Source organism: Tsuneonella sediminis, from assembly GCF_051912845.1.
Taxonomy (GTDB): Bacteria; Pseudomonadota; Alphaproteobacteria; order Sphingomonadales; family Sphingomonadaceae; genus Tsuneonella; species Tsuneonella sediminis.
Genome location: NZ_JBNCBU010000001.1, coordinates 101537 through 120093 on the forward strand (window position 1 = coordinate 101537; position 18557 = coordinate 120093).

Annotated in this window: 17 protein-coding genes and 1 tRNA gene; 9 read left to right on the top strand and 9 right to left on the bottom strand. The window is 66.9% G+C overall.

Translation table 11 applies throughout. The features are described from left to right. Positions 1-6 precede the first annotated feature (6 nt). Positions 7-2295, top strand: a complete 2289-nt coding sequence (locus ACPV3N_RS00545; protein ID WP_440113151.1) for a ribonuclease R family protein — start codon at positions 7-9, stop codon at positions 2293-2295. Position 2296: 1 nt separating this feature from the next. On the opposite strand, the gene ACPV3N_RS00550 is transcribed toward ACPV3N_RS00545, so the two are convergent. Beyond that, positions 2297-2749, bottom strand: coding sequence for a universal stress protein (locus tag ACPV3N_RS00550; RefSeq protein WP_440113154.1), 453 nt, complete (start codon positions 2747-2749; stop codon positions 2297-2299). 121 nt (positions 2750-2870) lie between these two features. On the opposite strand from ACPV3N_RS00550, the gene ACPV3N_RS00555 reads away from it, so the two are divergent. The 5 genes from ACPV3N_RS00555 to ACPV3N_RS00575 all read left to right on the top strand — a co-directional run bounded on the left by ACPV3N_RS00555 (position 2871) and on the right by ACPV3N_RS00575 (position 6650). Next, positions 2871-4142, top strand: a complete 1272-nt coding sequence (locus ACPV3N_RS00555; RefSeq protein WP_440113157.1) for a pyruvate dehydrogenase complex dihydrolipoamide acetyltransferase — start codon at positions 2871-2873, stop codon at positions 4140-4142. Beyond that, positions 4139-4582 (top strand): hypothetical protein, encoded by a 444-nt coding sequence (locus tag ACPV3N_RS00560; protein ID WP_440113158.1) that lies wholly within the window; start codon positions 4139-4141, stop codon positions 4580-4582. Before ACPV3N_RS00555 ends, ACPV3N_RS00560 begins: the two co-directional genes overlap by 4 nt. Further along, positions 4575-4964 carry an acyl-CoA thioesterase gene (locus ACPV3N_RS00565; RefSeq protein WP_440113161.1) on the top strand — a complete coding sequence of 130 codons (390 nt, stop codon included), beginning with the start codon at positions 4575-4577 and terminating at the stop codon, positions 4962-4964. The genes ACPV3N_RS00560 and ACPV3N_RS00565 overlap by 8 nt, the downstream gene beginning before the upstream one ends. 9 nt (positions 4965-4973) lie before the next feature. After that, positions 4974-6389 carry a dihydrolipoyl dehydrogenase gene (gene lpdA / locus ACPV3N_RS00570; RefSeq protein WP_440113163.1) on the top strand — a complete coding sequence of 472 codons (1416 nt, stop codon included), beginning with the start codon at positions 4974-4976 and terminating at the stop codon, positions 6387-6389. A gap of 96 nt (positions 6390-6485) precedes the next feature. Continuing rightward, positions 6486-6650: a hypothetical protein gene (locus ACPV3N_RS00575; protein WP_440113165.1), complete on the top strand. Its 165-nt coding sequence runs from the start codon at positions 6486-6488 to the stop codon at positions 6648-6650. Here the strand turns inward: ACPV3N_RS00575 and ACPV3N_RS00580 are convergent. Together ACPV3N_RS00580 and ACPV3N_RS00585 are read right to left on the bottom strand one after the other, a co-directional pair. Further along, the gene (locus ACPV3N_RS00580) at positions 6647-7846 is read right to left on the bottom strand and encodes a CaiB/BaiF CoA transferase family protein (protein ID WP_440113168.1); all 1200 of its coding nucleotides are present in this window, start codon (positions 7844-7846) and stop codon (positions 6647-6649) included. The genes ACPV3N_RS00575 and ACPV3N_RS00580 overlap by 4 nt on opposite strands. After that, entirely contained in the window at positions 7843-8643 is an 801-nt protein-coding gene (locus tag ACPV3N_RS00585) for a crotonase/enoyl-CoA hydratase family protein (protein ID WP_440113175.1), read from the bottom strand. The genes ACPV3N_RS00580 and ACPV3N_RS00585 overlap by 4 nt, the downstream gene beginning before the upstream one ends. Positions 8644-8701: 58 nt before the next feature. On the opposite strand from ACPV3N_RS00585, the gene ACPV3N_RS00590 reads away from it, so the two are divergent. Together ACPV3N_RS00590 and ACPV3N_RS00595 are read left to right on the top strand one after the other, a co-directional pair. Next, positions 8702-9877, top strand: coding sequence for an acyl-CoA dehydrogenase family protein (locus ACPV3N_RS00590; RefSeq protein ID WP_440113177.1), 1176 nt, complete (start codon positions 8702-8704; stop codon positions 9875-9877). Continuing rightward, the gene (locus ACPV3N_RS00595) at positions 9874-10587 is read left to right on the top strand and encodes an acyl-CoA dehydrogenase family protein (RefSeq protein ID WP_440113180.1); all 714 of its coding nucleotides are present in this window, start codon (positions 9874-9876) and stop codon (positions 10585-10587) included. The genes ACPV3N_RS00590 and ACPV3N_RS00595 overlap by 4 nt, the downstream gene beginning before the upstream one ends. 10 nt (positions 10588-10597) lie before the next feature. Here ACPV3N_RS00595 and ACPV3N_RS00600 read toward each other — a convergent pair. From ACPV3N_RS00600 to ACPV3N_RS00625, 6 genes are all read right to left on the bottom strand, one after another. Further along, a tRNA-Lys gene (locus tag ACPV3N_RS00600) sits at positions 10598-10673 on the bottom strand. Positions 10674-10773: 100 nt separating this feature from the next. Further along, entirely contained in the window at positions 10774-11889 is a 1116-nt protein-coding gene (rodA, locus tag ACPV3N_RS00605; RefSeq protein WP_440113183.1) for a rod shape-determining protein RodA, read from the bottom strand. Continuing rightward, positions 11886-14021: a penicillin-binding protein 2 gene (mrdA, locus tag ACPV3N_RS00610; RefSeq protein WP_440113186.1), complete on the bottom strand. Its 2136-nt coding sequence runs from the start codon at positions 14019-14021 to the stop codon at positions 11886-11888. Before mrdA ends, rodA begins: the two co-directional genes overlap by 4 nt. Further along, complete coding sequence (gene mreD / locus ACPV3N_RS00615) at positions 14021-14578, bottom strand: rod shape-determining protein MreD (protein ID WP_440113189.1); 558 nt, start codon at positions 14576-14578, stop codon at positions 14021-14023. The genes mrdA and mreD overlap by 1 nt, the downstream gene beginning before the upstream one ends. After that, positions 14575-15477, bottom strand: a complete 903-nt coding sequence (gene mreC / locus ACPV3N_RS00620) for a rod shape-determining protein MreC (RefSeq protein ID WP_440113192.1) — start codon at positions 15475-15477, stop codon at positions 14575-14577. Before mreC ends, mreD begins: the two co-directional genes overlap by 4 nt. Before the next feature lie 18 nt (positions 15478-15495). Continuing rightward, entirely contained in the window at positions 15496-16539 is a 1044-nt protein-coding gene (locus ACPV3N_RS00625) for a rod shape-determining protein (protein WP_067682518.1), read from the bottom strand. 191 nt (positions 16540-16730) lie between these two features. On the opposite strand from ACPV3N_RS00625, the gene mutL reads away from it, so the two are divergent. Beyond that, positions 16731-18557, top strand: a complete 1827-nt coding sequence (gene mutL / locus ACPV3N_RS00630) for a DNA mismatch repair endonuclease MutL (protein ID WP_440113195.1) — start codon at positions 16731-16733, stop codon at positions 18555-18557.

Below are 18557 nucleotides of genomic sequence, written 5' to 3' on the forward strand. Positions count from 1 at the left end.
GCGGCGATGCATAAACGCCCCAAGTCAGCGATGCCCACACGGGCGCAGGTCCTCGAATTTCTCCAGTCCAGCGACCGGATCGCCGGCAAGCGCGAGATCGCCAAGGCATTTGGTCTCAAGGGGCAGGAAAAGATCGCCCTCAAGGCGCTGCTCAAGGACATGGCGGAAGAAGGCCTGATAGACGGCCGGAAGACAGCTTATCACCGCATGGGCGGCGTGCCCAAGGTGACCGTGCTGCGCGTACTCGAGATCGACGACGGCGAGCCCTATGCGATCCCCGACGCCTGGTCGCCCGACGACGGCGCGCCGCCTCCGCGGCTGCGCGTGATCGAGGGGAAGAAGGGCCGGGGCAACGCGAAGATTCCCGCGCTCAAGGTGGGCGACCGCATCCTTGCGCGCACCGAGGAGACCGGGCGCGGCTGGCGCGCCCATCCCATGAAGAAGCTTCCCGCGCGCGAGGACGGGCTGATGGGCGTCGTCGAGATCGACCGCAGCGGCAAGGGCTGGCTCGCGCCGGTCGACAAAAAGGTGCGCAGTTCGGCGCCGATCGCCGATCTCGGCGGGGCCGAGGAAGGCCAGCTCGTGCTGGCCGAGCCCGCTGGCAAGAGCCCGCGTTCGGGCGTCAAGGTGGTCGAGGTGCTCGGCGATCCGCTGGAGCCGAAGTCGTTCAGCCTGATCGCGATCGCCAAGCACGGCATTCCGCACGTGTTTTCGGACGAGGTCCTCGCCGAGGCCCAGCGCGCGGCGAAGCTGCCGCTATCGAAGGAGGATCGCGAGGATCTGACTAGGCTGCCCATCGTAGCGATCGACCCTGCCGACGCGCGCGACCACGACGATGCGATCTGGGCCGAGCCCGACGGTGAGGGCGGATACCGGGCGGTGGTCGCGATCGCCGACGTGTCGTTCTACGTGCGGCCGGGCGGCCGGCTCGACCGCGAGGCGCGGCGGCGCGGCAACTCGGTCTACTTCCCCGACCGGGTCGTCCCCATGCTGCCCGAGGTGCTGAGCGCCGAAGTGTGCAGCCTCAAGGAGGGCGAAGACCGCGCCGCGATGGCGTGCCACCTGCGCATTTCGCCGCAAGGCAAGGTCACGAAGTGGCGTTTCACCCGCGCGCTGGTTCGCATCGCGCACAATATCGCCTACGAGGACGCGCAGGCGCAGGTCGACGACGGCAGCGCGCCCGAGCATCTGCAGCACCTGTGGGGCGCGTGGAAGCTCCTCGCTGCCGCGCGGGCCGAACGCGATCCGCTGGAACTCGAACTGCCCGAGCGGCAGGTCAAGCTCGACGAGCAGGGCAAGATAGCCGAGATCGCCGTGCGCGAGCGGCTCGACGCGCACCGCGTCGTCGAGGATTTCATGATCGCCGCGAACGTCGCCGCAGCCAAGGCATTGGAGGCGAAAACCGCGCCGGTCGTCTACCGCGTCCACGAGGCACCGGGGCGCGAAAAGCTGGTCGCGCTGCGGGATTACATGAAGACCTTCGGCCACAGCCTCGCGCTCGGGCAGGTCATAACGCCGGGCCTGTTCAATCGCGTGCTGAAGGACATCGGCGACGAGAGCGAGAAGGCACAAGTGATGGAGGCCGTGCTGCGCAGCCAGACGCAGGCCTACTACGGTCCGGCGAACGCGGGCCATTTCGGCCTCGCGCTCGGCTCCTACGCCCATTTCACCTCGCCGATCCGCCGCTACGCCGACCTGCTCGTGCACCGCGCGCTGGTCGATGCATATAAGCTCGAACAGCCCAAGCCGCCGACCGGCATTCCCGAGGCCAGTGGCCTGTCCGACCGCGACAGAGCGGACTTGTCGAAGGTGTCCGAAGCGATCAGCCAGGCCGAGCGGCGCGCGATGGAGGCCGAACGCGACACGATCGACCGCTACGTCGCCGCGTGGCTCTCTGGCAGGGTTGGCGACACCTTCGACACCCGTATCACGGGCGTGCAGAGATTCGGGTTCTTCGCCACGATTATGGGTGTCGGCGGCGACGGACTTGTCCCGGTATCCACGCTGGGCCGCGAATACTTCACCTACGACGAGGCCTCGCAGCGCCTCGTCGGGCAGGACAGCGGCACGACCTATGCGCCTGGGGACAAGCTCGAGTTGCGGCTGGCGGAGGCGAACCCGCTTACCGGGGCGCTGAAGTTCGAATTGCCGGGACAGGAGGGCCGGATCGAGCCACGCGGCAATCGGCCCCAGCCGAAAGGAAAGCCATCCGGAAATGCCGGGCCCAGGCACTCGCAGGGCAAGCGGGGCCGCCCGGGCAACATCCGCCACCAGGGCCGGGGCGGCAAGAAATAGGCTAGCTCAGCCGGTCGATGGCCTCGTCGGTGAGGCTGCCGGGAACGACGAACAGCGGGCAGGGGAGCTGCCCCGCGGCCGCGCTGAAGTGCGTGACCAGCGGGCCCGGTCCGCCTTCGGAAGCGGCGCCGAGGACGAGCGCGGCGACCTCGGCGTGTTCCTCGAGATACTGCTTGATCACCTCCTGCGCCCCGCCCGTGCGAACCGAGATGACCGGCATCCTGCCGCTTTCGGCGAAGATCGATCCGGCGGCACTGCTGGCGACCATTTCGGCCCGGTCGCGGGCTTCCTGCTCGATGGTCGCCTGGATCGCGCCGAACGCGTTGAAGTTCTCGCGCTGGACGAGGGCGAGGATGTGGACCGATCCGCCGGTCTTCATCGCCCGGCGGCTGGCGAACCGCAGCGCCCGCAGGGCCTCGTCGGTCTCGTCCATGATCACCAGATAGACACGCATGACGGACCGCCCCCTCTCAGGTGCGCGATATCGGCGGAAAACGTATTCAGGGCAAGCGGCTTGCCCGGACGCTACGGCTTTGCCAAAGCGGGCGACGATCACTCCCCAGTGAAGGACAGCCATGCCCACGCCGATCAAGATGCCCGCCCTCTCGCCGACGATGGAAGAGGGCACGCTCGCCAGATGGCTGGTGAAGGAAGGCGACACGGTATCAGCCGGCGACGTCATGGCCGAGATCGAGACCGACAAGGCGACGATGGAGTTCGAGGCGGTCGACGAGGGCACGATCGCGAAGATCGAGGTGGCCGAGGGCACCGAGGGCGTGAAGGTCGGCACCGTGATCGCCATGCTGGCGGGCGAGGGCGAGGACGCGGGCGAGGCGGCTGCCGCGCCCGCGCCGACGCCCGCTCCGGCGAAGGAGCAGGCAAAGGCCGCTCCCGCTCCGGCACCGGCCCCCACTCCCGCGGCTAGCGCGCCGAAGCCGTCGAGCGACCGCGTCGTCGCATCCCCGCTGGCGAAGCGCATCGCCGAGCAGAAGGGCATCGACCTGGCGGGCCTGAAGGGTTCCGGTCCTAACGGCCGAATCGTGAAGGCCGACGTCGAGGGCGCGCAGCCGGGGGCCGCGACGCCCGCTCCGCCCGCCGCTGCTCCTGCTTCCAGCGCCGCGCCCGCGCCGGTCTCCTCTGCCGCGCAGGACTTCGGCATCCCGCATACAAGCGAAAAGCTCAGCGGCATGCGCAAGACCATCGCGCGCCGCCTGACCGAATCGAAACAGCAGGTGCCGCACATCTACCTGACGGTGGATGTCCGCCTCGATGCACTTCTCAAGCTGCGCGGCGAGCTCAACAAGGCGCTCGAACCGCAGGGCGTGAAGCTGTCGGTCAACGACCTGATGATCAAGGCGCTGGCCAAGTCGCTGATCCAGGTGCCCAAGTGCAACGTGCAGTTCGCGGGCGACGAGCTGTTGACCTTCAGCCGCGCCGACATTTCGGTCGCGGTGTCGGTGCCCACCGGCCTCATCACCCCGATCGTCAAGGATGCGGGTGCCAAATCGGTCAGCGCGATCAGCACCGAGATGAAGGACCTCGCCGGCCGCGCCAAGGAGGGCAAGCTCAAGCTGGAGGAATTCCAGGGCGGCACTGCCAGCCTGTCCAACATGGGCATGTACGCGATCAAGCAGTTCGAGGCGGTGATCAACCCGCCGCAGGGCATGATCATGGCGATCGGCGCGGGCGAGAAGCGCCCCTACGTGGTCGACGACGCGCTCGCCATCGCCACCGTGATGTCCGCCACCGGCAGCTTCGACCACCGCGCCATCGATGGTGCCGACGGGGCCGAACTGATGCAAGCGTTCAAGGCACTGGTGGAGGCACCGCTGGGGCTGGTGGCTTGAATTCGACGCAAGAGAAGAAGGCTTTCTTGATCGCGATTCCAGTCGCGTCCGTGCTTTCGGCTTGCTCATTCGTGTTGTTCGGAATGTTGGGGCGGGACCGATTTATCAGTCAGACAGACTGGCTCGATATTGCAAAGGTTGTTATCAGTTATTCGCTGTTCATGCTGCCGTTCGTAGCCGTAGGTGGCGTGATCGTCGGATTACCGGCGGCGATGACGCTGCGCCGTTTTCACGTAACGAATTTGGTCGCGTGGCTTCTGGTCGGCTCATTTGCCGGTGGTGCGGTAAGCTTCGCGATCCTTGGTTCTCTCGCGATCAAACTGACGACCGAGGTCGTAACCTGGGCAACGGCCATTGGCGTGATCCCGGGATTAATCGCAGCCCTCCTTTGGTGGTGGATTGCCGAGCGCCATCAATTGCCCGGTTCTTCACATGCCTGACCGCGACCCCCTCATCCGCGTCACGGCCATGCCACCGGACACCAACCCCTACGGTGGGGTGTTCGGCGGTTGGCTGATGAGTCAGATGGCGCTTGGCGCAGGCGCGCTGGCGAGCCGGGTCGGGCGGGGCAAGGCCGTGGTCGTCTCGGCGACCGATTTCGCGTTTCCCGGTGCGATGGCGGTGGGGGACGAACTCAGCGTCTATTGCGAAGTCGCCGCCACCGGCACCACCTCGCTCACCGTCACCGCCGAGGGCATCGCGCGGGAGCGCAACGGCGAGGCGACGACCAAGGTGTGCAGCGGCACGTTCAAGTTCGTACTGCTCGATGAGGACAACAAGCCGCGCGCGGTGGTCGAAGCCGCGCTTACGGCGAACGACTAGGAAAGACCCATGGCTGACACCCAATACGACGTCATCGTGCTCGGCAGCGGCCCCGGGGGCTATGTCGCGGCAATCCGCTGTGCGCAGCTTGGCCTCAAGACCGCGATCGTCGAGCGCGAATTGCTCGGCGGGATCTGCCTCAACTGGGGCTGCATCCCGACCAAGGCGCTGCTGCGTTCGGCCGAGATCCTCCACTATGCGCAGCATGCCAAAGACTACGGCCTCAAGATCGCTGGCAGTATCGAGGCGGACCTTGAAGCGGTGGTGAAGCGCAGCCGCGGCGTCGCCAAGCAGCTCAACCAGGGCGTCACGCACCTGATGAAGAAGAACAAGATCGCGGTGCACATGGGCGAAGGCACGCTGACTGGCCCCACTGCGCTGACCGTGAAGGGCGAGAAGGGCGAGGAGAAGCTCTCCGCCAAGCACGTGATCGTCGCCACCGGCGCGCGGGCGCGCGACCTGCCGTTCGCCAAGGCCGACGGGAAGCGCGTGTGGACCTACCGCCACGCGATGACCCCGCCCGAGATGCCGAAGAAGCTGCTCGTGATCGGCAGCGGCGCGATCGGGATCGAATTCGCGAGCTTCTACAACGACTTGGGAGCCGAGGTGACGGTGGTCGAAATGCTCGACCGGATCGTGCCGGTCGAGGATGCCGACGTCTCCGCCTTCCTCGAAAAGAGCCTGACCAAACAGGGCATGACGATCATGACCGGGGCCGGGGTCGAGGACGTCAAGGTCTCCGCCAGCGGCGTGAAGGCGAAGATCAAGGCGAAAGATGGCAAGGTTTCCGAACAGGACTTCACCCACTGCATTGTCGCCATCGGCATCGTGCCGAACACCGAGAACGTGGGCCTCGAAAAGCTCGTCGAGATGGACCGCGGGTTCATCCAGATCGATCCCTACGGCCGCACGAAGTCGAAGGGCCTGTGGGCCATCGGCGATTGTACGCCCGGCCCATGGCTGGCGCACAAGGCGAGCCACGAGGGCGTCACCGCCGCCGAGGCGATCGCGAAGGAACTCGGCAACAAGGATGTTCACCCGCACCCGCTCGACCGGGGCAACATCCCGGGCTGCACGTATTGTCACCCGCAGATCGCCAGCGTCGGCCTGACCGAGGCGAAGGCGAAGGAAGCGGGCTACGAGGTGAAGGCCGGGACCTTCCCGTTCATCGGCAACGGCAAGGCGATCGCGCTGGGAGAAGCGGAGGGCTTCGTGAAGACGGTGTTCGACGCGAAGACCGGCGAGCTATTGGGCGCACACATGGTCGGGGCCGAGGTTACCGAGATGATCCAGGGCTATGTCGTGGGCAAGACGCTCGAGACGACCGAGGCGGAACTGATGAACACGATCTTCCCGCACCCGACAATTTCGGAATCGATGCACGAGAGCGTTCTGGCCGCCTATGGGCGCGCCTTGCACATCTGAGGCGCAATCGACTCGTCGCAAGCTGCTGCAATTCGTCGCGAATTTGGGGAACGCGGCGCCTTTCCCGGCATTTCGCCATGGAGAGGAGTCGCAGTCATGGAATTCGAGATCGAGGAAAGCCCGCAACCGGACGGAATGGTCTGGTATCGTTACTCGGACCGCTTCATCAGTCCCCAGCGCGACCGGCATGACGCGGAAGTGACCCGGCCCGATATGCTGGACCGGGCGGTGCGCATCCCGGATCAGGAACCGATTTCCTAGGCTACCGCGCCCGCTTCACGCAGGCGGGCGATTTCTGCGGGATCGATTTCAAGGACGTCGCGCAGCACCGCGTCGCTATCTTCGCCCGCGCGCGGCGGGGCCGCCCGGTAACTGGGCGGCGTGGAAGAGAGCTTTGCGGGAAAACCCACGAAGCGGACTTCGGAACCGTCGTGCCGCTGTAGCGCTCCAACAAGTTCGCGCGCCTGCACCTGCGGGTGCTCCAGCGCCTCGGGAACGGTGTTCACACGCCCGCTCGGCACCCCGGCATCGTTGAGCGCATTGACGAGTTCGTCCGACCGCCAGCTTGCGATCGCCGGTTCGATGATCGCCAGCAGGTCGCCCCGATTGGTCCCGCGCGCGCTCATCGCAGCGAAACGGGGGTCGTGGGCCAGTTCGGGAAGGCCGAGGACACGGCACAGCTTGGCATATTGCCGGTCGTTCGCGGTCGCGATCAGGATGTCGCCATCGGCGCAGGCAAAGACCTGGTAGGGCACGATGTTGGGATGCTGGTTGCCCAGCCGCCCCGGCTCTGCTCCACCGTTGAGCCAGTTCGCCGCCTGGTTGCTCATCAGCGCCACCTGGGCATCGAGAAGGGCGAGGTCGATGCGCTGCCCTTCGCCGGTGCGGTCCCGGTGGCGCAGCGCGGCCAGGATCGAAATCGCGGCGTAGAGGCCGGTAGTCAGGTCGCTGACGGGGATGCCGACCTTGGTCGGCGGTCCGTCCGCCGCCCCCGTTACGCTCATCAGCCCGCTCATTCCCTGGATGAGGAAGTCGTATCCACCGCGATCCTTTTCCGGACCGGTCTGGCCGAACCCGGTGATCGAACACCACACGAGATCGGGCTTCACCGCCCGCAGCCTGTCGTAGTCGAGGCCGTATTTCGCGAGACCGCCGACGCGGAAGTTCTCGATCACCACGTCCGACACTGCGGCAAGCCGGCGCACCAGCGCGGCACCGCCCGGGTTCGCGATGTCGATAGCGATCGAGCGCTTGTTGCGGTTGGCGCACGAGAAATACGCCGAGTCCTGCGACTCCGGCAGAAACGGCGGTCCCCATGCGCGCGTGTCGTCGCCCGCACCGGGTTGCTCGACCTTTATCACGTCAGCGCCGAGATCGCCGAGGATCTGCGCGCTCCACGGCCCGGCGAGCACGCGCGACAGATCGAGCACACGGATGCCGTCGAGCGCTCCGGTCACCTGTCGCGCAGCTCCGGTTCGCGTCTGCCGAGGAACGCGTCGATCGCCTCGGCGTGGTCTTCGGTGTGGTGCGACAGGGCCTGGTACGCTGCGGCCATTTCGAGGTGGGTCGGCAGTTTCTGGTCCATCCCTTCGCGCATCAGCCGCTTGGCCATGCGCGTGGCGTGACCCGGGTTCGCGGCGATCGTGCGAGCAATCTCCTGGGCGCGCGCGAGCACCTCGGTAGCGGGGACCACCTCGCTCGCCAGCCCGTACCGCTGCGCGGTCGTCGCATCGATCGTTTCACCGGTAAGGGTCATGCGGCTCGCATTCGACAGGCCAACGACCCGTGGGAGCAGCCAGGCCCCGCCGCCTCCCGGAATGATCCCGAGCCTGACGTAGCTTTCCGCCACCAGTGCGTCTTCCGCCATCACTCGAACGTCGCACATGAGCGCGATGTCGAGTCCCAGGCCGATCGCGTGGCCATTGATCGCCGCCACCACCGGCACCTCGAGGTCCCACATCGCCTTGCCTATGGTCTGGACGGTGGTTCGGTAGTGGGTGCGCTGTTCGAACGGCGACCCGGCGAACAGCCCGGTCCTCTCCTTCATCGACTTGACGTTGCCGCCCGCGCAGAACGACTTGCCGGCCCCGGTCAGGACCATCGCACGGACCGTTCGGTCGCGCGCGAGTCTATCCGCCAGCGCAACGAACTCGGCGCTCTGCGCGGAATCTGTTATCGCGTTGCGGTCCTCCGGCCGGTCCATCGTCACGGTCAGCACAGGGCCCTCGCGCTCGGTCTTGAGAAAGTCTCCCATGGCGCGGGCTTAGTCGCGGCGGATGCGCGCGGCAATCCACGGGATTGCGAACGGGGGAATGCTGCCGCACACCGTCACCACCGTGTTCGAATCCCTGGTCCCTGCGGCGATTCCGCCCGAAGATGAAGCGCTGCGGCCGATGGTCCGCGCGCTTGCACGCGAGGCAGTCGCGGGGATGAGCGTTGAACAGCGCGCACGTTCGTGGATGGGGTTCGACCGGGGCTTCAGCCGAAGGCTGGGCGCGGCAGGGTTGCTCGGGCTGACCCTTCCGCCCGAATACGGCGGAGCCGGCCGCGGACCGTTCGCACGCTTCGTGGTGGTCGAAGAATTGCTCGCGGCAGGTGCGCCGGTGGGCGCGCACTGGATCGCCGACCGCCAGAGCGCACCCCTGATCCTCAACTACGGGAGCGAAGCGCAGCGGCGCCGATACCTGCCGCGCATCTGCCGCGGCGAGGCGCTGTTCTGTATCGGGATGAGCGAACCGGGTGCCGGCAGCGACCTTGCCGCCGTCCGCACCCGCGCCGAGCGGACTGGCAATGGCTGGCGCCTCAACGGCCAGAAATTGTGGACGACCGGCGCGCACCACGCCGATTACATGATCGCGCTCGTGCGGACCGCTGAGGGCAGCGGTGACCGCCATTCGGGCCTGTCGCAGTTGATCGTCCCGCTGGCAGCGCCGGGCGTATCGGTTCGTCCGATCCGCGACCTGACCGGCGACGAGCACTTCAACGAGGTGTTTTTCGACGACGTCGATCTGCCGCAGGACGCCCTCATCGGCGAAGAGGGACAGGGGTGGGCGCAGGTCACCGCAGAACTCGCATTCGAGCGTAGCGGTCCGGAGCGGATCTATTCCAGCCATGTCGTTTTCGACGCATGGGTCGCTCACCTGCGCGGGGCGGGCCGCGCCGACAGCGCAACCGCTGCCCTTGTCGGCCGCCTTGCCGCACGGCTGGCAGCGCTGCGGGCGATGTCGCTCGCCTGCACGGCGCGGCTCGCAGCGGGAGAAAGCCCCGTGGTCGAGGCTTCGCTGGTCAAGGACCTGGGAACCGCGTTCGAACAGGAACTTCCGCTGGCAATTGCCGATGATCTTGCCGCGCATCCCTCCGAATCGCCCCATCAGGACCTCATCGCCGCGCTGAGCTACCTTACCCTCGTCGCGCCGAGTTTTTCACTGCGCGGAGGCACGCGCGAGATCCTGCGTGGCATAATCGCCCGGGGAATGGGGCTGCGATGAGCGAGATCCTTCCCCCTTTCGAAGCTATGTTGACGCGGCTGTTCCCCGCCGCGCGGGCGCGCGCGATCGACGCCGGGGAAGACTGGTCTGCCGAGCGCGACGAGATTGAGGTCGCAGGCTTTTTCGACGCTCTGACCGAGAAACTGGCAGTAAGCTTTGCCGAGGTGGTGCCGCTGTGGCGGGCGATCGGATACCGGGCCGCGCCACTTGCGATCGGCGAGGCGATGATCGACCGCTCAGGTCGCCCGGGCAAGGAACTGCGCCAGATCCTGCTCGCGGCGGCCTCTTCCGGGGCGGCCGACCGCGTGCTCGAGATGACCACTGCTTATGCCCGCGAGCGGAGCCAGTTCGGCAAGCCGATCGGCCGTCAGCAGGCGGTGCAGCAGCAACTGGCGCTGATGGCCGAGCAGGTGGTCGCGATCCGCATGGCGGTCGAACTTGCAGCGCGGTCTGCGTGGCCAGGCGTCGAGCGGGCCGCGCTCGCCAAGACAGTTGCCGCGACCTACGCCACCGCGATCGCCAACACCGCACACGCCATCCACGGGGCCATCGGCATCAGCGCGGAATACGACTTGCAGCTATACACCCGCCGCCTGCACGCCTGGCGACTGGACGGGGGAGGGGAGACGGCCTGGGCGGCAAGCCTGGGCCGATCGCTTCTCGCCAGCGGCGACGACACCCTCGACTGGATGCGGGGCGCACTGTTCTGAAAGGTGAGGATGGTGGACGCACTAGGGCTCGAACCTAGGACCCGCTGATTAAGAGTCAGCTGCTCTACCAACTGAGCTATGCGTCCATTCCGTCGTCGTGAGGCTGCGTTTCCGCGGGCCCCGAATCGTCGGGAGAGGCGCATATAGCGTCCCTCTCGCAGATGCCAAGGGCCAATCCGGAGGGTGCTAGGCAAGTCCCCGCCGGCCGCTGCGGACGTTCCACCGGTGGACCATCATCAGCGTGCCGAGGCAGATCATGTTGGTCATCATCGAACTGCCGCCGTGGCTCATGAACGGCAGGGGTATGCCGACCACCGGGGCAAGACCCATCACCATCATCAGGTTGATCGCGACGTAAAAGAAAATCGTCGCGACCATGCCGCCGGCGAGCAGGCGGGCGAAGCGGTCCTCGGACGCTAGCGCGACCTTCCACCCCCAGCGCAGGATCAGGAAAAACGCGAGGAGGACGAACAGTCCGCCAAGCAGACCCCATTCCTCGGCCATCGTCGCGAACACGAAATCGGTATGCGGTTCGGGCAGGTAGTTGAGATGGCTCTGCGAGCCCTCGTTGAACCCCTTACCCGTAACGCCGCCCGATCCGATCGCGATCTTCGATTGGGTGATGTGATAGCCGTCGCCCAGCGGATCGCTTTCCGGGTCGAGGAAGGTGAATACGCGCCGTTGCTGGTAGGGCTTGAGACCGAAGAAGAACGCCACCGGCGCAAGCACCGCGCCTGCCGCCGCCGCGCCTCCGAACCACTTGAGCGGAAGCCCGGCGAGAAACATGACGATCGCGCCGCCGAACCCGATCGCGAGCGCGGTTCCGAGGTCGGGCTGGGCGAGCACGAGGGCCATCGGAATCGCGATCATCGCGCCGGCCGGGACCAGCGAGCGCCAGGTCGGGACCATCCCTGAAGGCAGGTCGCCGTAGAAGCGGGCGAGCGCGAGGACGACTGCCGGTTTCATCAGTTCCGACGGCTGGAGCATGATGGGGCCGAGATCGATCCACCGCTGGCTACCGCCGCCGACGAACCCCATGGCCTCGACCGCCACCAGCAGGACCAGGATGACGACGTAGGCGGGATAGGCGAACAGACGGACGAATTCCCTGCTGAAGAGCGTCATCACGCTTGCAAGGGTCAGGAATATCGCAAACCGGATCAGGTGCGACAGCGCGAAAGGCTGAAGATCGCCGCCCGCGGCCGAAAAAAGGACTGCGGCCCCGAACACGGTCAGAGCGATCAGCGGTGCGAGCATGGCCCACGGCTGGCGCGCGATCGGAGCGGGGACGACCGAGTTCATCGCGGTTCTGGCGAAGCTGCGGGGGACGAAAGGGGCGAGGGTCCGGGCGAGGGCACCGGAACCGCTCCGGCGGAATTCGGCGGGACCGCGTTGGCGACCGGTTCGGGGGGAGGCGTGACCGCGCCGGTCTCAAGCGGCTGGGGCCGGATCTGCGCGGCGCGCGATTCGGCGTCGACCCGGGCGAAGACGTCCTCGTCGCGGCGCGGGGCGGGGCCGATGTTCTCACCCGCTGCTGCGGCGAACGCGGCATACCTGGCGGCGAGCCGCTCCTGCGCCGTGCCGCCCCATTGCTTCTCCAGTCCGTACAGCGCCTCGAGGCCCTTCTGCGGGTCGAACATGAAGGTCATCACGTCGCGGGCAATCGGGTAGGCCGCGCCAGAACCCCCGCCGTGCTCGATCACCACCGCGCCCGCATAGCGCGGATTGTCGAACGGGGCGAAAAAGATGAACAGGCCGTGGTCACGGTATTTCCAGATCCCGCCCTTGCCCGAGGAGATGTTGAGCCCGACGACCTGCGCCGTTCCGGTCTTGCCAGCCATCAGCACGTCGTCGATCGGCAGGCGCGCACGTCCGGCAGTACCCGGCCCGTTGACCACGTCGCTCATCGCGTTCTGGATGACCTGCACGTGATCGCCGTGGAAGTTCATCGCGTCCGGATTGGGTTCGTTGGGGTTGAGCAGGAGGCGGGGCATCAACTTCTTCCCCGTTGCCAGGCGCCCCGCCATCACCGCGAGCTGGAGCGGGTTGGCCAGCATGTAGCCTTGCCCGATCGTCGCATTGACGGTGTCGTATGCCTTCCACTCCTCGCCGTATTTCTTCAGCTTCCACGCGGGGTCGGGAACGGTGCCGTAGAACTGGCTGAGAACGGGCAGGGGAAATTCCTGGCCCATGCCGCAGCGCTTCGCCATCGGCGCAATGACGTCCATGCCGAGCTTCTGCGCGAAGTGATAGAAATAGACGTCGCACGACTGGTAGATCGCCTTGGCCATGTCGACCGTGCCGTGGCCGCGCCGGTTCCAGCAATGGAAAACGCGGTTGCCCACCCGCAGTCCGCCTGCGCAGCCCACCGATGCCGACGGGTCGAGCCCGGCTTCGAGGAACGCCATCGCGACCATCGGCTTAACCGTAGAGCCTGGCGGGTAAAGCCCCTTCAGGACCTTGTTGCGCAAGGGAACCCGCTCGTCCTGGCTCAGCATCGAGTATTCGACCCGGCCGATGCCGTCGGAAAAGCTGTTGGGGTCGAAGCTCGGCATCGATGCCATGCAGAGCAGGTCGCCGGTCTTGCAGTCGAGCACCACGACCGAGCCCGATTCGACCCCCAGCCTTCGCGCCGCGTAGTCCTGGAGCGGCCCGTCGATCGTGAGTTTTACAGGTTTGCCCTGGATGTCCTCTCGCGTGGCCAGGTCGCGCACGATGCGGCCTGAAGCGGTCACTTCGACCCGGCGCGCACCCGGCACCCCGCGCAGGCGCTGTTCGAACTGTTTCTCGATCCCGTCCTTGCCGATCTTGTATCCGGGCGTGATCAGGATCGGGTTGCGATCCTTCTGGTATTCCTCGGCGCTGGCAGGGCCGACGAAGCCGATGAGATGGCCGACCGCGGGCCCGGTGGGATAGAAGCGCGAGAAGCCGCGCTGCGGCACCACGCCAGGCAGGTCCGGCAGGCGCACGCTGACCGCCGCGAACTGTTCGTAGTTGAGCCCGCTGGCGACCTCGATCGGCTGGAAGCCCTGGTTGGCGTCGATCTTGTCGTGCAGATCGCGCAGTTTTTCGTCGTCGAGTGCCAACAGCGGCGCCAGGGTCGCGAGTTCGGCCTTGGGATCGCGCATCCGGTCGGGGATGATGTCGACGCGAAAGTCCGCCTTGTTCGATGCCAGCGGGGCGCCGTTGCGGTCGAGGATCCATCCGCGGCGAGGCGGGATGAGCGAAAGGTTGACCCGGTTGCTCTCGGATTCGAGCGAGTATTTTTCGCTTTCGAAGACGGAGAGGTAGGTCATCCGGCCCGCCAGCAGCAGGCCGATCCCGCCCTGGACGGCTCCGATCACGAAACTGCGCCGCTCGAAACTGGCGGACAGCGTCGCGGGACTGGTGATCGGTTTCGCGCGGCGAGGGCGGCGCCTTTTGCGCAATCCCATCAGTCGATCCCCCGAACGCGGGCGAGCCTGAACCGGTCAAGCCCGGCAACGAACCGCGAAAGCACCGGGATCAGGGCGAGCGTGAGCACGGCTTGCGGGACGAGGACCGCCAGCATCGTCGCCCCCAGCTGCCCGCCGGAAAAGACCGCCGCGGAGACGAGATAGGCAAGCGCCAGCACGCCGGAAACCGCCCAGTCCTGGAAGAACCCGCGCCAGGGGAATCGTGTTTCGATGAATTCGAGCGCGATCATCGTCAGTGACCACAGCATGATAGCGCTTCCGAATGGCTGACCGCTGAACATGTCGTCGAACAGCCCCAGCGGGAAGCCTGCCCAGACGGGCAGGAGGCCGGGGCGGACGAGCCGCCACGACAGCAGCATGAGGAATCCCAGCGGCGGGATCAGCGGGACGGCGCTCGCGAGGAAGAAGAGCGGCAGTACCGAGCCGAGCATGATCGAGACCCACGGCACCGCGTAGGCGCGGATCGGCGAATGGGTCCGATTGATCTTCGAGCCATAGCGATCGCGGCGCGCGCGGCTGGAGAGTTCGCCGATCATTCGCCGCCGGACCCGCCGATTTCCTCGCCGACCGGAGTCTTCGCGGCGTCGACAGCGCGCGGCTGCCAGATCGGCTCGACCGAGACGAAATCGGTCGCCGCGGGATCGCTGACGACGGCCGCGACCGCGCCATCCGGCGTGACCTGCTGCACGATCGCCACCGCGATGCCGGGACGGTAGTATCCGCCGGCGCCGCTGGTGACGAAGACATCCCCCTTTCTGAGCGGGTTGATGCCGAGGTTGATCAGGCGAATGCGCAATCGCCCGTCGCCGCGTCCTTCGGCAAAGGCGACCACTTCGTCCTTCGCCCGGCGGACGGGAATGACGCTCTCGCTGTCACCCAGGAGCAGCACCCTTGAGCTGTCGTCCCCGACTTCGAGCACCCTGCCGACCACGCCGCGCGGCGAACGTACCGGCATCCCGACGCCGACGCCCTGGTCCCGTCCCGCGCCGAGGTAGGCGAAGCGCCGCGTGCTCGTCGCGGTCGAACCCACCAGGCGCGCGACCGCCACCGGTTTGACCTCCGATTCGCGAAAACCGAGCAGCGCCTTGAGGCGCGCGTTCTCCTGGCGAACGGCCTCGGCCTCCTTGAGACGGATGCGCGCCAGCTCGACTTCCTTCCTCAGTTCGGCGTTCTGCGCGCCGGCCTGGAGATAGCCCGATACCTTGTCGAACAGGCTCTGGCCCTCGGTCCGCACGACCGCGCCCGCCTCGCCGGCGGGGGCGATGGTGTCTGCCGCTGCGCCGCGCACGCCGTTGAACGACGTGGGCCGCCACAGCGATATGCCAAGCAGCACCGCGCCCAGCGCAGCGCCGATGGCGGCGAGCACGTAGCCCGTGAATTGTCCGTATTGCGCCCTGCGCGAATGCCCGGAGCGCCGTGAGGAAGGCGGCGCCATCTCAAATCACCCTTCAGGTCAGGCGGTCATCAACACGCCGCGGTAGACCGGATCTTCCATCGCCCGCCCGGTGCCGATCGCGACACAGGACAACGGGTCTTCCGCGATGGACACGGGCAGGCCGGTCTCCTCGCGCAAGTGATCGTCGAGACCGCTGATAAGCGCACCGCCGCCAGTGAGGACGATACCCTGGTCGACGATGTCGGCAGCAAGTTCGGGCGCGGTGTTCTCGAGCGCGATACGCACGCCCTCGACGATCGCGCCGATCGGTTCGCTCAACGCCTCGGCGATGTGACCCTGGTTGATCTGGATCTCCTTCGGAACCCCGTTGACGAGGTCACGGCCCTTGATCGTGATGACTTCGCCGATTCCGTCCTCGGGGGGACGGGCGATGCCGTAGTCCTTCTTGATCCGCTCCGCCGTCGCCTCGCCGATCAGCAGGTTGTGGTGCCGGCGCACGTAACTGACGATTGCCTCGTCCATCTTGTCGCCCCCGGTCCGAACCGAAGTGGTGTAGGCAAGCCCGCGCAGCGAAAGGACGGCGACCTCGGTGGTGCCGCCGCCGATGTCGACGACCATCGATCCGACCGGCTCGGTCACCGGCATGTCGGCGCCGATCGCCGCGGCCATCGGCTCGAGGATGAGATAGACCTGGCTGGCGCCTGCGTTGCTGGCGGCGTCGCGGATCGCGCGTCGTTCGACCGACGTGGAGCCCGACGGAACGCAGATGACGATCTCGGGGTAGCGCAGCAGGCTCTTCTTCCCGTGAACCTTGCGGATGAAGTGCTTGATCATCTCCTCGGCGATCTCGATGTCCGCGATGACACCGTCGCGCAGGGGGCGGATCGCCTCGATGTTGTCAGGGGTCTTGCCCATCATCATCTTCGCGTCGTCGCCCACGGCCTTCACGCGCTTGATCCCGTTCTGGGTCTCGATCGCGACGACCGACGGCTCGTTCAGGATGATGCCCTGACCCTCGACATAGACCAGCGTGTTCGCGGTGCCGAGATCGATCGCCATGTTCTGCGAGCCGAACTTCAGAAGATTGGAGAAAAAGCCCATTGCGCTGCGCGTTCCATAGATGTTTCAGGCCCTTGCCGCATGGACCTGCGACAGTCGCGACCCGGGTGTGACGGGGGATGCGCGTCCCTTATCGAATGCTGCCCGAAAACGCCAAAATTTTTATTTGGCGTTCCACCGCTATCTCAACAGATCGCCTCGAAATTGCGACGTTTGGTCGCTAGTCGCGGGGAATGGCCGAAATCCGCCGCCTGCCCGAAAGCCTAGTCAACCGCATCGCCGCCGGCGAAGTGGTCGAACGTCCCGCAGCCGCCCTCAAGGAACTGGTCGAAAACGCGATCGACGCCGGCGCGTGCCGGATCGCGATCGCGCTGTCGGAAGGCGGGCTCGAGCGGATCGAGGTGACCGACGACGGGTGCGGGATGACACCCGGCGAAATGGCCCTCGCGCTCGAGCGTCACGCGACCTCGAAGCTGCCCGGTGAGAGCATCGAGCTTGTCGCTACCCTCGGCTTCAGGGGCGAAGCTCTGCCGAGCATCGCCAGCGTTGCGCGGTTCGCGCTGGAGAGCCGGGTGCGCGGAGCGGACCAGGGCTGGCGGCGCGTCGTCGACCATGGCGCGGTGGTGGAAGAAGGACCGGCGGCCCTGCCGCCCGGCACGCGGGTGCGGGTCGAAAACCTGTTCGGAAAGGTGCCGGCGCGCCGCAAGTTCCTGCGAACGGCGCGCAGCGAGTATGCGGCCTGCCTCGACGTCGTGAAACGCCTCGCAATGGCGCGCCCGGAAATCGGCTTCACGCTTGACCACGGGGGCCGGACCATCCTTTCGCTCCAGGCAGGCCAGGGCCTTGCCGACCGCGTGGCGCAGGTCGTCGCGCGCGAACTGAAGGACAATGGTGTCGCGATCGATCTCGAGCGGCCGAGCGGCGAGGGCACGATGCGCCTCACCGGGATTGCCGGCCTGCCGACCTACAACCGCGGGGTGGCCGATCACCAGTATCTGTTCGTCAACGGGCGGCCGGTGAAGGATCGCCTGCTGGTGGGCGCGGTGCGCGGCGCTTATTCCGACATGCTCGCACGCGACCGCCATGCCGTACTGGCGCTGTTCCTCGACCTCCCGGCCGAGGACGTCGACGTCAACGTCCATCCCGCCAAGACCGAAGTGCGCTTTCGCGATGCCGCCGCGGTGCGCGGGTTCATCGTCTCGGGCCTCAGGCAGTCGCTCGCGAGCGGCGATCGACGCAGCGCACAGGCGCCCGACGGGGCCGCGATGGGGCGGTGGATCAGCGAGCCTGTGACTCACGAACCGGTTCCGGCGCTGGCCTCGATTTTCGCGGGCCGCGATTGGACCCGGCCGTCCGCCGCGGTGCGCGAGGCATCGCAGGCATGGCGCGCGTATGAAGGCGAGGTCATGGATCGTTCCGGTCCGGCCCCATCGGGCCGCGCCGAAGAGGCCGCCCCAATGCCCGAATCCCTCGAGGAGTTTCCGCTAGGCATCGCGCGCGGGCAGGTGGCGCAGACCTACATCGTGGCTGAGGCCGCCGACGGACTCGTGATCGTAGACCAGCATGCCGCGCACGAGCGGCTGGTCCTTGAACGGCTCAGGGCGGCTGGCGCCGGCGCGGCGACGGCCAGGCCGCAGGCACTGCTGATACCCGACGTGGTCGAAATGGACGAGGTCGATTGCGACCGGCTCGAGGGCGCGGCGGAAAGGCTGGCCGGCTTCGGCCTCGAGGTCGAGCGGTTCGGCCCGGGCGCGATGCTGGTGCGCAGCTTGCCCCACGCCCTGGCCAAGGCGGACCCGGCAAGGCTGTTGCGGGATATCGCCGACGATCTTGCAAACCACGGCGAGGCATTGCTGCTGGGCGAGAAGCTCGACCTCGTGCTCGCCACGATGGCCTGCCACGGCTCGGTTCGCGCCGGCCGCACCCTCTCCGTTGCCGAGATGAACGCGCTCCTACGCGAGATGGAGCGCACCCCGCGTTCTGGCCAATGCAACCATGGGCGCCCCACGTGGGTTAAGCTGCGCATGGAAGACGTCGAGAAGCTCTTCGGGAGACATTGA